The organism is Belnapia sp. F-4-1, assembly GCF_000802185.1.
Taxonomy (GTDB): Bacteria; Pseudomonadota; Alphaproteobacteria; order Acetobacterales; family Acetobacteraceae; genus Belnapia.
This window is the reverse complement of record NZ_KN676113.1, coordinates 4,490,142-4,504,559: the sequence shown is the minus strand read 5'-3', so window position 1 is coordinate 4,504,559 and position 14,418 is coordinate 4,490,142. Positions and strand designations below refer to the sequence as shown.

13 protein-coding genes are annotated in these 14,418 nt (G+C 70.4%); 8 read left to right on the top strand and 5 right to left on the bottom strand.

The features are described 5' to 3' along the window. Window positions 1-18 precede the first annotated feature (18 nt). Genes LH62_RS21250 through LH62_RS21240 form a run of 3 tightly spaced genes read right to left on the bottom strand, consistent with a single transcriptional unit; the run spans window position 19 to window position 2,695 of the window. Complete coding sequence (locus LH62_RS21250) at window positions 19-423, bottom strand: DUF3597 domain-containing protein (protein WP_043364054.1); 405 nt, start codon at window positions 421-423, stop codon at window positions 19-21. 59 nt (window positions 424-482) lie between these two features. Beyond that, a complete protein-coding gene (locus LH62_RS21245; RefSeq protein ID WP_043364052.1) occupies window positions 483-1,139 on the bottom strand; it encodes a DUF1028 domain-containing protein in 657 nt (218 codons plus the stop codon). Next, window positions 1,136-2,695 carry an acyl-CoA carboxylase subunit beta gene (locus LH62_RS21240; protein ID WP_043364050.1) on the bottom strand — a complete coding sequence of 520 codons (1,560 nt, stop codon included), beginning with the start codon at window positions 2,693-2,695 and terminating at the stop codon, window positions 1,136-1,138. The genes LH62_RS21245 and LH62_RS21240 overlap by 4 nt, the downstream gene beginning before the upstream one ends. Window positions 2,696-2,766: 71 nt before the next feature. Here LH62_RS21240 and LH62_RS21235 point away from each other — a divergent pair, with 71 nt between their 5' ends. Then, window positions 2,767-3,945, top strand: a complete 1,179-nt coding sequence (locus LH62_RS21235; protein ID WP_144404592.1) for an acetyl-CoA acetyltransferase — start codon at window positions 2,767-2,769, stop codon at window positions 3,943-3,945. Between the two features lie 2 nt (window positions 3,946-3,947). Next, window positions 3,948-4,277, top strand: a complete 330-nt coding sequence (cutA, locus tag LH62_RS21230; RefSeq protein WP_043364047.1) for a divalent-cation tolerance protein CutA — start codon at window positions 3,948-3,950, stop codon at window positions 4,275-4,277. 3 nt (window positions 4,278-4,280) lie between these two features. Here cutA and LH62_RS21225 read toward each other — a convergent pair whose 3' ends face one another. Beyond that, a complete protein-coding gene (locus tag LH62_RS21225) occupies window positions 4,281-5,036 on the bottom strand; it encodes an SHOCT domain-containing protein (protein ID WP_043364045.1) in 756 nt (251 codons plus the stop codon). Between the two features lie 100 nt (window positions 5,037-5,136). On the opposite strand from LH62_RS21225, the gene LH62_RS21220 reads away from it, so the two are divergent. Next, complete coding sequence (locus tag LH62_RS21220) at window positions 5,137-5,541, top strand: hypothetical protein (RefSeq protein ID WP_043364042.1); 405 nt, start codon at window positions 5,137-5,139, stop codon at window positions 5,539-5,541. 183 nt (window positions 5,542-5,724) lie between these two features. Here LH62_RS21220 and LH62_RS21215 read toward each other — a convergent pair whose 3' ends face one another. Next, window positions 5,725-6,870 (bottom strand): bifunctional 2-C-methyl-D-erythritol 4-phosphate cytidylyltransferase/2-C-methyl-D-erythritol 2,4-cyclodiphosphate synthase, encoded by a 1,146-nt coding sequence (locus tag LH62_RS21215; RefSeq protein ID WP_043364040.1) that lies wholly within the window; start codon window positions 6,868-6,870, stop codon window positions 5,725-5,727. 122 nt (window positions 6,871-6,992) lie between these two features. Here LH62_RS21215 and dusB point away from each other — a divergent pair, with 122 nt between their 5' ends. The 5 genes from dusB to LH62_RS21190 are packed head-to-tail and all read left to right on the top strand — an operon-like array spanning window position 6,993 to window position 14,400. Continuing rightward, window positions 6,993-8,084, top strand: a complete 1,092-nt coding sequence (dusB, locus tag LH62_RS21210) for a tRNA dihydrouridine synthase DusB (protein WP_236552598.1) — start codon at window positions 6,993-6,995, stop codon at window positions 8,082-8,084. Continuing rightward, window positions 8,081-9,232, top strand: coding sequence for a nitrogen regulation protein NR(II) (locus LH62_RS21205; RefSeq protein WP_043364038.1), 1,152 nt, complete (start codon window positions 8,081-8,083; stop codon window positions 9,230-9,232). The genes dusB and LH62_RS21205 overlap by 4 nt, the downstream gene beginning before the upstream one ends. Beyond that, on the top strand, window positions 9,229-10,668 hold the full coding sequence (ntrC, locus tag LH62_RS21200; protein WP_043364036.1) for a nitrogen regulation protein NR(I): 1,440 nt from the start codon (window positions 9,229-9,231) through the stop codon (window positions 10,666-10,668). Before LH62_RS21205 ends, ntrC begins: the two co-directional genes overlap by 4 nt. Beyond that, window positions 10,668-13,001: a PAS domain-containing sensor histidine kinase gene (locus LH62_RS21195; protein WP_082012707.1), complete on the top strand. Its 2,334-nt coding sequence runs from the start codon at window positions 10,668-10,670 to the stop codon at window positions 12,999-13,001. Before ntrC ends, LH62_RS21195 begins: the two co-directional genes overlap by 1 nt. Then, window positions 12,991-14,400 carry a sigma-54 dependent transcriptional regulator gene (locus tag LH62_RS21190; RefSeq protein WP_043364034.1) on the top strand — a complete coding sequence of 470 codons (1,410 nt, stop codon included), beginning with the start codon at window positions 12,991-12,993 and terminating at the stop codon, window positions 14,398-14,400. Before LH62_RS21195 ends, LH62_RS21190 begins: the two co-directional genes overlap by 11 nt. Window positions 14,401-14,418 lie beyond the last annotated feature (18 nt).

Genomic DNA, 14,418 nt, shown 5'->3' with positions numbered 1-14,418 from the left:
AAGGGTCCAGAACCCGGTTCAGTCCTTCAGCTCGGCCGGCACCTTGCCGCCATTCGCCGCGAGCTTCGTCATGACCTGCTTGTGCAGCCAGATGTTCATCGCCGCCGAGTCACCCGTATCCCCGGTGTAGTTGAGCTCCTTGGCGAGCTCCTTCCGGTTCTCGAGGCTGCTGTCCAGCTCCAGCAGCTTCATCAGGTCGACGATGGAATGCCGCCAGTCGAGCTTCTGCCGCTGCTGCGAGGCCAAACCGTCGAGGATGCCCGTCACATCGATCGGCGCCGCGCTGGCTGCCCCGCCCGAGGCGGAAACGTCATCCGCCGGCCCTGGCGATTGGGCCGGCGCGGCCGCTGCACCGTCCTGCGATGCGGGTGCCGCCTGGGCATGCCCCTTCAGCTTATCGAGAATTCGACCGAACCAACTCATGCGGATGATCTCCTTGAATGACCAACGGCCCAACGATCCGCGCCCCATTCGGTTCAATGTCAGATGACCGGCGCGCCTTCCGGCTCCCGCGCCCGGGCGAGGAAACCATCCGCCAGAGGTGCATACTCATCCCAGAGCGCCCTGAGCGCCGGCAACGGCGCCTCCGCCTTGTCCACCCGCAGATCGACATAGGGAAAAGCCTCCCGCCAGACGACCATGAGGCTCGCCGAACTCACCGCCCCATGCTCGCCGCCGGCCGCCTCGCCCGCCTCCAGCCCGCGCAGCAGCCGCTCCGCCAGCGGCAGCTCCGGCGCGGCGAGGAAAGCCGCGGCCATCGCGCCCGGCACCCGGTCGGAGGCGAGGATGTTGCCGATTGCCACCACCCCCTTGGCATGCGCCGCACCCCGCTCCGGCTTCACCTTCGCCCCGTCGAAATGCGCCGTCCCCCCGGCGGCATCCATCACCGCGATCTGCCGCCAGGCATGGTGCGGCGTCGACGCCACCAGCGCCGCTACCACTGCCTCCGCCCCGCAGCCCGAGCGCAGCAGGTCGAGCCCCCGTGGTCCCAGCCCGGGGTCGGTCCGGTGCTGCGTCAGCACCGCCCCGACGCCCGCCGCGCAGAAGGGCACCCGGCTGCCGACGGCGATGGAGGAGGTCGTGACCGCCGCCCCGATCTGCCCCGTCCGCGCGCAGCGCCCGATCAGCGAGAAGGTCACGGCCGCACGCCGCGCCCGATCCGCCCTGGCTCCCGCAGCTTCTCGGCGTAATCGGCGAATTCGCAAAGCAGGCGCCTGGTCTGGCGGGGATCGATGATCTCCTCCGCCCAGAAGGCCTCCGCCGTCCGGAGCGGACTCCGGAGCTTCTGCAGCCGTGCCTCGATCCCGGCGAGCGCCGCCTGCGGATCCTCGGCCGCCTCGATATCCGCCCGGTAGGCCGCCTCGATGCCGCCCTCCAGCGGCAGCGACCCCCAGCGCGCCGAAGGCCAGGCATAGCGGATCGAGAACCGCCCCGCCGGCTGGTGGATCGCCCCCGCCACGCCGAAGGCGTTGCGCAGGATCACCGTGCACCAGGGCACCCGGCTTTGGTTGATCGCCGCCATTGCGCGCACGCCCCAGCGGATCGTCCCGCGCTGCTCGGCCTCGAGACCGATCATGAAGCCCGGGCAGTCCATCAAGTGGACCACCGGCAGGTGGAAGGTATCGGCGAGATCGACGAAACGGATGATCTTGGCGCAGGCATCCGCCGTCCAAGACCCGGCATAGAACATCGGGTCGCCCGCGATCACCGCCACCGGCAGCCCGTTGAGCCGGGCGAGGGCGGTGACGACGGAGCGCCCGAAATACCGCCCCATCTCGAAGACGCTGCCGCGGTCGAGTATCCCCTCGATCAGCGGCCTGATCCGGTAGGCCTTCCTGATCTCCCGCGGGATCGCCGATAGCCACCCTTCCTCGGCCCGCACAGGATCATCCGCACATTCGCCCCGCGCCGGCAGCTCATGCACCGAGCTGGGCAGGTAGCTGAGGAACCGGCGCGCCGCCGCGAAGGCCTCCTCCTCCGTATCGACCGCATGATCCACCGAGCCGGCCCGCGTCTGCGTCTCCCAGCCGCCCAGCTCCTGCTTGGTGAACTGCTTCGGCCCCAGCGCATTCACCACCGGCGGCCCGGCGACGAACATCGCGGAGGCCTTGGTCATCACCGAGAAATGCGTCGCCGCCAGCCGCGCCGCCCCGAGCCCCGCGACCGAGCCGAGCCCGAGGCCCACCACCGGCACCACCGAGAGGTTGTCGCCCGAGAGGTGGTACATCTGCTCGCCGCCGATCCCGCCCGGCAGGTTGGCCCGCCCGGTGGTCTCGATGGTCTTGACCGAGCCGCCGCCGCCCGAGCCCTCGATGATCCGGATGATCGGCAGCCGCAACTCCCGCGCCATCCGCTCCGCCATGATCGGCTTCTCGCGGATCGTCGCATCGGCGCTGCCGCCCCGCACGGTGAAGTCGTCGCCGACGACGACCACCGGCCGCCGGTCCACGCGGCCCCGCCCCATCACGCAGTTGGACGGCGTGAACTCCGCCAGCTCCCCGTCCGCCTCGTACCGGGCCTTGCCGGCGATCGTCCCCACTTCATGGAAGCTCCCGGCATCCAGCATCCGGTCCACCCGCTCCCGCACCGTGAGCCGACCCCCGGCATGCTGCCGCGCGACCTTCTCCGGCCCTCCCATCGCGCGCGCCATCGCCTCGCGCCGGGCGAGGTCCTCCAGCTCCGGCTGCCAGCTCATCCGTCCCTCCATGCCTTTCACCGGATGCTAGCCGCGCCTATCTTCCTGGGGGAGAGGAACGGAGCACTTTCATGGCCGAGACGCTGGACGCCTGCATCGTGGGCTGGGCCCATACCCCCTTCGGCAAGCTGGAGGAGCCGGATATCGAGAGCCTGCTCGCCCGCGTCGGCCGCGCCGCCATCGAGGATGCCGGCATCTCGCCGGCCGAGATCGATGCCGGCTTCCTCGGCGTCTTCGGCGAGGGCTTCACCAACCAGGGCTTCCCCAGCTCGCTGGTCCTCCAGTCGATTCCTGAGCTGCGCTTCAAGCCCATCACCCGGTACGAGAACGCCTGCGCGACCGGCAGCGCCGCCATCCACGGCGCCCTCGACTTCCTGGCGGCCAAGCGCGGCCGCTTCGCCCTCGTCCTGGGTGCGGAGAAGATGACCGCGACGCCCGGCCCCCAGGTCGGCGAGATCCTGCTGAACGCCAGCTATCGCAAGACCGAGCAGGACATCCGCGGCGGCTTCGCCGGCGTCTTCGGCCGCATCGCCGAGGCCTATTTCCAGCGCCATGGCGACCAGTCAGACGCGCTCGCCGCCATCGCCGCCAAGAATCACAAGAATGGCGTCGACAACCCCTGGGCGCAGATGCGCAAGGACCTCGGCTACGCCTTCTGCCGCGCGGAGTCGGAGAAGAACCCCTTCGTCGCCCCGCCGCTGAAGCGCACCGATTGCAGCCTCGTCTCGGACGGCGCCGCCGCCATGATCATCACCGACAGCGAGACCGCGAAGGCGATGCAGAAATCCGTCCGCTTCCGCGCCGCCGTGCAGGTGAACGACTACCTGCCCATCGCCGCGCGCGACATCATCCGCTTCGAGGGCCCGCGCGAGGCCTGGTTCCGCGCGCTCGACCAGGCCGGGCTCGGCGCCGCGACGGACCTCTCCTTCGTCGAGACGCATGACTGCTTCACCATCGCCGAGCTGCTGGAATACGAGGCGATGGGCCTGACGCCGGAAGGGCAGGGGTCCCGCGCCATCCTCGAGGGCTGGACGGCGGCCGACGGCAAGCTGCCGGTCAACCGTTCCGGTGGCCTCAAGGCGAAGGGCCACCCGATCGGCGCGACGGGCGTCTCCATGCACGTCCTGACCGCAATGCAGCTCACCGGCACCGCCGGCGACCTGCAACTGCCGAAGGCCGACCTCGGCGGCGTCTTCAACATGGGCGGCGCCGCCGTCGCCAACTACGTCTCCATCCTCGAACGCGCCTGAGGATGGAAGCGGCCGACCCCGTCCTCTGGGTCTGGGTCACCGCGGCCGATGCGGAGGAAGCCCGCCGCATCGGCCGGACGTTGGTGGAGGAGCGTCTGGCCGCCTGCGCCAACCTCCTCCCTGGCCATGTCGCGATCTACCGCTGGGAAGGCGAGGTAAGGGAGGACCCCGAGTCAGCCCTCGTCCTGAAAACGACGGCCAGCCGCTTCGAGGCGCTGCGCGCCCGCATCCGCGCCCTCCACAGCTACGACCTTCCCGCCATCCTCGCTCTCCCTGCCACCGCGGGCGACGCCGATTTCCTCGCCTGGGTCAGGCAGCAGGCGGGCGGCTGAGCCTCACAGCCGCGCCAGCAGCTCCGTCTTTTTCGTCTGGAACTCCGCCTCGGTCAGCACCCCTTGCCGATGCAGCTCCGCCAGCCGCCGGATCAGCAGGATCGGATCGCCCCCATGTGGCCCAGTCTCAGCCGGCGCGGTACCCGTCGGCGCGGCCGGCGGAGCCTCCGCCGGCGCCGCCGGAGCAGGGCCAGGGGTCGGGGCATGGGCTTCGCCCCCCACTTCCCGCAACCCTTCCAGCCTGACCTCCCCCCGATCGCCGCTGAAAACCAGCACCTGCCCCGAGCCCTGCTGCTGCGAGACACCGCCGATGCGATGCTCCCCGGTATCGAAGACCCGCACCCGCCCGTCCTGCCGCACCGCCAGCCGCCGCGCCGCTGGAAAGAGCGCATAGCCCATCCCGTTCTGCGTCCCGCTCGCCGTCGGGCTGCCCAGCTCCGCCGGCCACGATCCACCCGACCCAGCCTGCGCCGCCGCCTCGACGAAGACCGGCTCCGCGTCCCGCAGCAGTGCGGCCAGCGCCCTGCACAGCGCATCCACCCGCGCCTTGAGCGCGTGGTTGAACATGTCGCCGACCATCACCATCCCGCCTTGCGACCACTGTCCCATGCCGCCCAGCTCCGGATGGCTGAACTGCGCCATGGTCCCGCCGCCAGCCGCCAGCGCATGCAGCAACACCAGCGCCGCCTCCTGCCCGACGCCATGCTGCGCCGCGATTGCTGCCACCTGCCGCTCGCCGGCCTCGGTCAATTCCCGCATTGCCCAGCCTCCATCACCGCCTCGAGCCCTGCCAGAGCCCACTCCCGGCGAACAGTCACGTCCCAGCGGCGTTATGACCCAGACCTCACAGGAAACTCCTATGCCCCGCTGGACCCGCCTCGCTGACCCCGCCACCGATGCCGAGCTGCTTCCCGCCTGGTTCGTCCAGCGCATGCTTGGCGCGACGGAGGGCCATTTCGGCCTGCTGCTGACGACCGGCGACGTGCTGCGCGTGGCCGGCCTCCGCGCCGCCCATATCGCCGAGGACGGCACCATCCTGCTCGACCTGCTGCTCGACCATGCCGGCGTGCCGAGCCTCGCCGATGTCGCCTGGCAGTCGAAGCACTATCTCGGCGCCCCGGTCCCTGGCGCGGTGGAGGCGACGGTGAACCTTGCCCAGGTCGTCTGCGCCGTGGAGTTCACCGCCGAGTCCACCCTCTCCGACAAGGTGGTCGAACTCCGCGCCGCCGCCGAGGAAGCGGCTGGGCGCCAGGAAGTCGCCTGACCCTTGCCTTCGGCCGTATGTCCCGTTCAGCACCCGCCGATCCATGCCCGGCCAGGAGGCCGGGCATGAAGCCCTAAAGTCTTGAATTTCCGAAAGGCGAATACGGAAAGATCAGCGGCTTAAGCTTCGGTCTGCACCCGATCCGCGCACTGAATTAAATTCGCTTGGTGCGGTTTGAAGCCTTCAACCCGGAACCAGCAGCATCGCCGCCGCCTGCGCCGCAATGCCTTCGCCCCGTCCGGTGAAGCCCAGCCGCTCCGTCGTCGTCGCCTTCACGCCGACGATTCCCGGATCGACGCCCAGCAGCTCGGCCAGCCTTGCCTGCATCGCATCACGGTGCGGCCCGATCTTCGGCCGCTCGCACAGGATGGTCACATCCACATTGGCGATGACGCCGCCCCTCGCCGCTACCCGTCCCGCGGCATGGCGGAGGAAGCGGGCGCTGTCCGCATCCTTCCACTGCATTTCGGACGGCGGGAACCACCGCCCGATATCGCCTTCCGCCAGCGCCCCGTAGATCGCATCGCAGAGCGCGTGGATCCCGACATCCGCGTCAGAATGCCCCTCCAGCCCGAATTCGCAGGGCACGACCACGCCGCAGAGCACCATCCTTCGCCCCACTTCGGTCCGGTGCACGTCGAAGCCGGTGCCGACCCGCGGTACCAGCCGCCCCTGCACCTGGCCCGCCACCCGTTCCAGATCCTCGGGGAAGGTGATCTTCACATTCGTCTCCGATCCCGACACCAGCACCACCCGCTCGCCCGCGATTTCCAGCAGCTGCGCATCATCCGTCGCCTCGCCACCGGCCGCCCGGTGCGCGGTCAGCAGGGCATCGAAGCGGAAACCCTGAGGCGTCTGCGCCCGGTATAGCCCCGCTCGCGCCACCGTCTCCACAATGGCCGCACCGTCGCCCCGCTTCAGCGTATCCGCCACAGGCTGGGCCGGGATCGCGCCCGGTGCGCCCTTCAGGGCCTCAAGGATCGAGGCAATCGTCCCCCGCGGCACCACCGGCCGCGCCGCATCATGCACCAGCACCACTTCGGGCGTCCGCTCGGCCAGCGCCTCCAGCCCGGCGCGGACGCTCGCCTGCCGCGTCGCCCCGCCCGTCACCGCCGGCAGCACCGGCAGCCCGTCGAGCAGCCCGGCGATCCGCGCCTCTTCCCCGGCGGCACAGACCGGCAGCAGGATGTCGACCAGCCCCTCCGCCAGCAGCGCCTCGGCGGCATGGCGGATGACGGGGCGCCCCAGCAGGGGCAAGTATTGCTTTGGCTGCGCGGCGCCGAAGCGCGTGCCGCTGCCGGCGGCCATCAGGAGGGCGGCGATGCTCATCGCCCGCTTCTAGCCCAGAAGCGCAGCGCAGCAAAAATTGGTACGTTTCTCGGCGATAGGCCCTGGCGGGCGTTGCCGAGGCGCCGCACTTCGCCTAGTTTGCCCAAATCATGAGCATGACCATGCCCGAGTCTCAGGCCCGTCCGGCGCTGAATGCCCCGGAATCGGGCGGTTTGCCGTCCATCCTGGTCGGCGATGTCCGGATCGACACGCCCGTCTATCTTGCCCCCATGTCCGGCGTGACGGATCTGCCCTTCCGGCGCCTCGCCCGCCGCCTCGGCACGGGCATGGTGGTAAGCGAGATGATCGCCTCCCAGGCCATGGTCCGTGAGAACCGGCAAACGCTGAAGATGGCCGAGGTCGATGGCTTCGGCGCCCCCTCCGCCGTTCAACTCGCCGGCTGCGAGCCCTCGGTCATGGCCGAGGCGGCGAAGCTCGCCGCCGACCGCGGCGCTGCCATCATCGACATCAATTTTGGCTGCCCGGTGAAGAAGGTCGCCCTCGGCCAGCAGGCTGGCAGCGCCCTGATGCGCGACGAGGTTCGCGCCGCCGCCATCCTCGAGGCGGTGGTGAAGGCGGTCGGCGTCCCCGTCACCCTCAAGATGCGCATGGGCTGGGACCACAGCTCGCTCAACGCCCCAAACCTCGCCCGCATCGCCGAGTCCTGCGGCATCCGCCTGGTGACCATCCACGGCCGCACCCGGCAGATGCTCTACACGGGCAAGGCCGACTGGGCCTTCATCCGCGGGGTGAAGGAAGCCGTCTCCATCCCCGTCCTCGCCAATGGCGACATCCTGACCCCCGAGCACGCCGCCGAGGCGCTGCGCCTCTCGGGCGCCGACGGGGTGATGATCGGCCGCGGCTGCTACGGCCGTCCCTGGCTGCCTCGCCAGGTCGCCCATTACCTCCACACCGGCGAGACCCCGGCCGAGCCCAGCCTCGCCGAGCAACTCGCCATCCTGCTGGAGCACTATGCCGACATGCTCTCGCATCACGGCACCCAGACCGGCCTCCGCCTCGCCCGCAAGCATATTGCTTGGTATTCGAAAGGCCTGCCCGGCTCGGCTGAGTTCCGCTCGCAGGTCAACCAAGTGGAGACGGCGGCGGAGGTCATCCGGCTGATCGAGGGCTTCTACCGGCCGCTGCTCGATCTCGGGCTGGAAGCCGCCCGCGCCCGCTTCCACGCCCAGGGGCTGGAGCGGATCGCGGCATGAACAGCCTCGCCGCCCGCGCCCGGATCGCGCCCCTGCCGATCCGCAGCACCCCGCTGCCGGATTTCGCCGCCATCCTCGCCGCGCTTCCCATGCCGGCGGTGGTGATCGATGCCGAGGACCGTTTCCGCTATGCCAACCAGGCGGCGGAGCTGTTCTTCCAGCTCTCCTTCGCCTCTCTCGCCGTGCTCCGGCTCGGCGACCTGTTGCCGCCGGACAGCCGGCTCTTTGCCCTGCTCGACCAGGTCCGACAGCATGAAGCGCCGGTTTCCGACCATGACCTGGTGCTCGACAGCCCCCGCCTCAACCGCCGCGGCGTCGCCGCCCATGGCGCCCCGCTGCCCGAGATGCCCGGCGCCGTGGTCCTGACGCTGCAGGACGGCTCGACGGCGCAGATGATGAACCGTCAGCTGAACTTCCTCGGCGCCGCCCGCGGCACCTCCGCCATGGCGGAGATGCTCGCCCATGAGGTGAAGAACCCGCTCTCGGGTATCCGCGGCGCCGCGCAGCTCCTGGAGCAGGGCGCCTCCGAGCCCGACCGCGAGCTCTGCCAGCTCATCCAGGACGAGGCGGACCGAATCCGCAACCTGGTCGACCGGATGGACATGTTCTCCGACCGTCCTGTGGAGCTGGCCCCGGTCAACATCCATCAGGTGCTCGACCATGTGCGGCGTGTGGCGCAGACCGGCTTCGCCGCGCATCTCCGTATCGTCGAGGATTACGACCCCTCGCTGCCCCCGGTCTGGGGCAACCGCGACCAGCTCGTGCAGATCCTGCTGAACCTCGTGAAGAACGCCGCCGAGGCGGTCGACCCGCTCGGCGGCGAGATCGTCCTCGCCACCGCCTACCACCACGGCGTCCGCATCGCCGTGCCCGGCAGCAAGGAGCGGGTGCATGTGCCGCTCCAGGTGATCGTGCGCGACAACGGCCCCGGCATCCCGGAGGCGGTGCGCGCCACCCTCTTCGAGCCCTTCGTTACCACCAAGCGGGGCGGGCAGGGGCTTGGCCTCGCCCTCGTCGCCAAGCTGGTCGCCGACCAGGGCGGGCTGATCGAATGCGACAGCCGCCCCGGCCGCACCAGCTTCCGCCTGTCGCTGGCCATGCCGCCTGCGGGGCTGCGCCTCGACTCCCATCCGATGGACCGTTCATGAGCGACAGCCGCACCATCCTCATCGCCGATGACGACCGGGCGATCCGCACCGTCCTCAGCCAGGCCCTGGGCCGCTCCGGCTATCAGGTGCGTGCCACCTCCTCCGCCTCGACCCTCTGGCGCTGGGTGGAGGATGGCGAGGGCGACCTCGTCATCACCGACGTGGTGATGCCGGACGAGAACGGCCTCGACCTCGTTCCCCGCATCAAGCGCATCCGCCCCGAGATGCGCGTCGTGGTGATGTCGGCGCAATCGACCTTCATGACGGCGCTGAAGGCCGCCCAACGCGGCGCCTTCGAGTACCTGCCCAAGCCCTTCGACCTGAAGGAGCTGCTGGCCGTCGTCGAACGCGCGCTTGCCGTCCCCCAGGCCCCCGCGCCCGCCGAGGATGAGGAGCCGGAGGAGCGCCTGCCGCTGGTCGGCCGCAGCCCGGCCATGCAGGAGATCTACCGCACCGTTGCCCGCCTCACGACGACGGACCTGACGGTGATGATCACCGGCGAGTCCGGCACCGGCAAGGAGCTGGTCGCCCGCGCCCTGCACGACTACGGCCGCCGTCGCGGCGGCCCCTTCGTCGCCATCAACATGGCAGCCATCCCGCGCGAGCTGATCGAGAGCGAGCTCTTCGGCCATGAGCGCGGCGCCTTCACCGGCGCGCTGAACCGTGGCATCGGCCGCTTCGAGCAGGCTGCCGGCGGCACCCTCTTCCTCGACGAGATCGGCGACATGCCGCCCGAGGCGCAGACCCGCCTGCTGCGCGTCCTCCAGGAGGGCGAGTTCACCACCGTCGGCGGCCGCAACCCGATCAAGGCGAATGTCCGCATCGTGGCCGCTACCCACCGGGACCTGCGCCAGTCCATCCGCCAGGGGCTCTTCCGCGAGGACCTGTTCTACCGTCTCAACGTCGTTCCCATCCGCCTGCCCCCCTTGCGCGAGCGGATGGAGGACATCCCGCTGCTCGCCCGCCACTTCCTCGAGCGCGCCCGTGCCTCCGGCCTGCCGATGAAGCAGCTCAGCTCGGAGGCGGTGGAGCGGCTGAAGGGCCATGCCTGGCCCGGCAATGCCCGCGAGCTCGAGAACCTGATGCGCCGCCTCGCGGCCCTCTACCCGCAGGAGACGATCGATGCCGAGGCCGTCGGCTCCGAGCTGTCGGAGGCCGAGCCCCCGGCCGAGACCGGCCTCCGCCGCCCGGAGACGCTGGAACAGGCGGTGGAGCGCCACCTGAAGGCCTTCGTCGCCGCCCACAAGGACGGGCTGCCGGTGCGCGACCTCTATGACCGGGTCCTCGCCGAGGTGGAGCGGCCCTTGCTCCGCCTCGTCCTCGGCGCCACGCGCGGCAACCAGATCAAGGCGGCGGCGATGCTCGGCCTCAACCGCAACACGTTGCGGAAGAAGATCCGCGAGCTCGACCTGCCCGTGGTGCGCGGGCTCGGCTGATGACCCTCGGCGAGCCGCGCCAGCGCGGCCTGCCCCGCCGCATCGCCGACGTGCTGCTGGGCCGGGGAATGACCCTCGGCCTTGCGGTCAGCGCCCTGCTGCTCGGCATCGCAACCTTCTCCGTGCTGTCGGACGGCAGCCCGCTCGGCCCCACCAAGCCCGGCGCCGTGGTCGGGCTGGTACTGGTCAACGCCGCGGTGCTGCTGCTGCTGATGGCCTCGCTGGCGGGCCGGCTGGTGCGGGTCTGGGCGGAGCGGCGGCGGGGTTCCGCCGGCTCGCGCCTGCATGTGCGGCTCGTGCTGCTCTTCGGCGTCGTCGCCGTGGTGCCGGCCATGCTGGTGGCCGCCTTCGCCGCGCTGTTCTTCAACCTCGGCATAGAGACCTGGTTCAGCGATCGGGTGCGGACGGCGCTGGAGGCCAGCCTCCAGGCCAGCCGCGGCTATCTGGAGGAGCACCGCAACACCATCCGCGGCGATGCGCTGGCGATGTCCGCCGACCTTTCCCGCGCCCGGGTGCTGCTGCCTGACAACGGCCTTGCCTTCGCCCGCGTGCTGGCGACGCATACCGCGCTGCGCAACCTGACCGAGGCGGTCGTCTTCGACCCAGCGACCCAGCAGGTCGTGGCGCATGCCGGCTATACGACAAGCTTCACCCTCGACCCGCCGCCCGAGGATGCCATCGCACAGGCCCGGCTCGGCGAGGTCGCCGTGCTGCCGGCCGAGGACCGCGTGCGGGCCGTGGTCGCGCTCGATTTCGGCGAGGGCTGGATGCTGCTGATCGGCCGCCCGCTCGACGCCACGGTGCTGGCGCACCAGCGCTCGGTCGAGAAGGCGGTGGCAGAGTATGTCGAGCTCGACAACAACCGCTCCGGTCTCCAGATCACCTTCGTCATGATCTTCGCCATCGCAGCGCTGCTGGTGCTGCTGGCGGCGGTGCTGATCGGCCTCGTGCTCGCCAACCAGCTGGCGCGGCCGATCGGGCGGCTGATCGTCGCCGCCGAGCGGGTAAGGGGGGGCGACCTCGCCACCCGCGTCGAGGAAGGCGCGGCGGACGAGGAGATCGCCAGCCTCGCCCGCGCCTTCAACCGCATGACCAACCAGCTCGCGGCGCAGCGCTCGGAGCTGCTGCAGGCCTACCGCCAGATCGACGAACGGCGGCGCTTCACCGAGACGGTGCTGGCCGGCGTCTCGGCCGGCGTCATCGGCCTTGAAACGGATGGGCGGATCAACCTGCCGAACCGGCGGGCGAGTGAGCTGCTCGGCATCGACCTCGACTCGGCCATCGGGCGCCCGATGGCGGAGGCGGTGCCGGAATTCGCCCCGCTGCTTGCCGCCGGTGCCGAACGCACCGCCGAGATCCGCATCGGCCCGCCCAGCAACCGCCGGACCCTGCTCGCCCAGATCGGCGAGGAGCGGCAGGCGGGCGGGCAGGGAGAACTCGCCGGCTTCGTCCTTACCTTCGACGACATCACCGAACTGCTTTCCGCCCAACGCAAGGCCGCATGGGCCGATGTGGCGCGGCGCATCGCGCATGAAATCAAGAACCCGCTGACCCCGATCCAGCTCTCGGCCGAGCGGCTGAAGCGGCGCTACCTGAAGCAGATCAGCAACGACCCTGAAACCTTCGTTGCCTGCACCGATACGATCGTTCGCCAGGTCGGCGATATCGGCCGGATGGTGGACGAGTTCTCCGCCTTCGCCCGCATGCCGCAGCCGGTGATCCGGCCGGAGGACCTTTCCCAGGTGCTGCGCGAGGCGCTGGTGCTGCAACGGGACGCGCATCCCAGCATCCGCTACCATGTCGAGCTGCCGGAGGGGGTGCGCGGCCCGCTCGTCGCCTGCGACCGCCGTCTGCTCGGCCAGGCGCTGACCAACCTGCTGATGAACGCGGCGGACGCCGTCACCATGCGGGCCCAGGCGGAGCGGGAGGTCCAAGGGGAGCAGGAGGCCGAGCCCGGCCAGACCCTCGGACACATCACCGTGCGCATCGAGCAGGGCGAGGAAAGTGTCGCCATCGCGATCGAGGATGATGGAATCGGCCTGCCCCAGGGGGATGAGCGGGACAGGCTCACCGAGCCTTATGTCACCCACAAACCGAAAGGAACCGGCCTCGGCCTTGCCATCGTGAAGAAGATCATGGAGGACCATGGGGGCAGGCTGGGGTTGGAGGACCGTCCCCACGAGGCCGGCTCGGGGCGCGGTGGGGCCCGGGCCGTTCTTACCCTGCCGTGGCGACCCGGGGCCGACCGCATGGCGGAGCGCCCGGCCGGCACGGAACGCGAGACACTGGACCCCTGGCCGGATGGCAGCATGAGGCGCGCGCATGGCGCATGAAATCCTGATCGTGGATGACGAGCCGGACATCCGGGCGCTGATCGAGGGCATCCTCTCGGACGAAGGCTACGAGACGCGGCAGGCGGCGAATTCCGACCAGGCGCTGGCGGCCTTCAAGCACCGCCGGCCGTCCATGGTGGTGCTCGACATCTGGCTGCAGAATTCGAAGCTGGACGGGCTCGGCATCCTGGCGGAGCTCCACAAGGAGGAGCCGCAGATTCCCGTCGTCATGATCTCCGGCCATGGGACGATCGAGACGGCGGTGCGAGCGATCCAGCAGGGCGCCTACGACTTCATCGAGAAGCCCTTCAACTCCGACCGGTTGCTGCTGGTGGTCGCCCGCGCGCTGGAGGCGGCCCGTCTGCGGCGGGAGAATTCCGAGCTGCGCCTCCGCGCCGGGCCGGAGACGGAGCTGGTCGGCAGTTCCGCCAGCCTCGCTCAGCTCCGCGCCGCGATCGAGCGGGTGGCGCCGACCGGCAGCCGGGTGCTCATCGCGGGTCCCGCCGGGGCGGGCAAGGAGGTGGTGGCGCGGATGATCCATGCCCGCTCCCGCCGCAACGACGGCCCCTTCGTCGCCCTCAACTGCGCCACGCTGAATCCGGCCCGTTTCGAGGAGGAGCTGTTCGGCATGGAGGCGGGCGCCGATGCCCAGGCCGCGCCGCGCCGCGCCGGCGTGCTGGAGCGCGCCCACAATGGGACGCTGTTGCTGGACGAGGTGGCCGACATGCCGCTCGAGACCCAGGGCAAGATCGTCCGCGCCCTGCAGGAGCAAGGCTTCGAGCGAATCGGCGGCGCGACCCGGGTGAAGGTCGATGTCCGCGTCATCGCCACCACCAACCGCGACCTCCAGGGCGAGATCGCCGCCGGGCGGTTCCGTGAGGACCTCTACTACCGCCTCGCCGTGGTGCCGCTGCGCATCCCGGCGCTGCGCGAGCGGCGGGAGGACGTGCCGGCGCTGGCCCGCCACTTCATGACCCGCTCGGGCGCGACCTCCGGCATGCCGCCGCGGGAGCTGGCCGAGGACGCGATGGCAGCCCTCCAGGCCTATGACTGGCCGGGCAATGTCCGGCAGTTGCGCAACCTCATCGACTGGCTGCTCATCATGGCGCCGGGCGAGGCGCGCGAGCCGATCCGCGCCGAGATGCTGCCGCCCGAGGTGGGCTCTGCAGCGCCGGCCATGCTGAAGCTCGACCGCAGCTCCGAGATCATGACCCTGCCGTTGCGCGAGGCGCGCGAGCTGTTCGAGAAGCAGTATCTGGAAGCCCAGCTGCTGCGCTTCGGCGGCAATATCAGCCGCACCGCCAATTTCGTTGGCATGGAGCGGAGCGCTCTGCACCGGAAGCTGAAATTCCTCGGCGTCCATGCCGAGGACCGGGTGCCGGCCGGGCCGGCGCTGTGAGAGAATACGGAACGAACT

Coding starts and splice junctions, on each gene's coding strand:
- cutA (WP_043364047.1), top strand. CDS start 3,948: ATGGAAGCGGCCGACCCCGTCCTCTGGGTCTGGGTCACCGCGGCCGAT.
- LH62_RS21250 (WP_043364054.1), bottom strand. CDS start 423: ATGAGTTGGTTCGGTCGAATTCTCGATAAGCTGAAGGGGCATGCCCAG.
- LH62_RS21190 (WP_043364034.1), top strand. CDS start 12,991: ATGGCGCATGAAATCCTGATCGTGGATGACGAGCCGGACATCCGGGCG.
- LH62_RS21205 (WP_043364038.1), top strand. CDS start 8,081: ATGAACAGCCTCGCCGCCCGCGCCCGGATCGCGCCCCTGCCGATCCGC.
- LH62_RS21240 (WP_043364050.1), bottom strand. CDS start 2,695: ATGAGCTGGCAGCCGGAGCTGGAGGACCTCGCCCGGCGCGAGGCGATG.
- LH62_RS21225 (WP_043364045.1), bottom strand. CDS start 5,036: ATGCGGGAATTGACCGAGGCCGGCGAGCGGCAGGTGGCAGCAATCGCG.
- LH62_RS21195 (WP_082012707.1), top strand. CDS start 10,668: ATGACCCTCGGCGAGCCGCGCCAGCGCGGCCTGCCCCGCCGCATCGCC.
- LH62_RS21215 (WP_043364040.1), bottom strand. CDS start 6,870: ATGAGCATCGCCGCCCTCCTGATGGCCGCCGGCAGCGGCACGCGCTTC.
- LH62_RS21220 (WP_043364042.1), top strand. CDS start 5,137: ATGCCCCGCTGGACCCGCCTCGCTGACCCCGCCACCGATGCCGAGCTG.
- LH62_RS21235 (WP_144404592.1), top strand. CDS start 2,767: ATGGCCGAGACGCTGGACGCCTGCATCGTGGGCTGGGCCCATACCCCC.
- dusB (WP_236552598.1), top strand. CDS start 6,993: ATGCCCGAGTCTCAGGCCCGTCCGGCGCTGAATGCCCCGGAATCGGGC.
- ntrC (WP_043364036.1), top strand. CDS start 9,229: ATGAGCGACAGCCGCACCATCCTCATCGCCGATGACGACCGGGCGATC.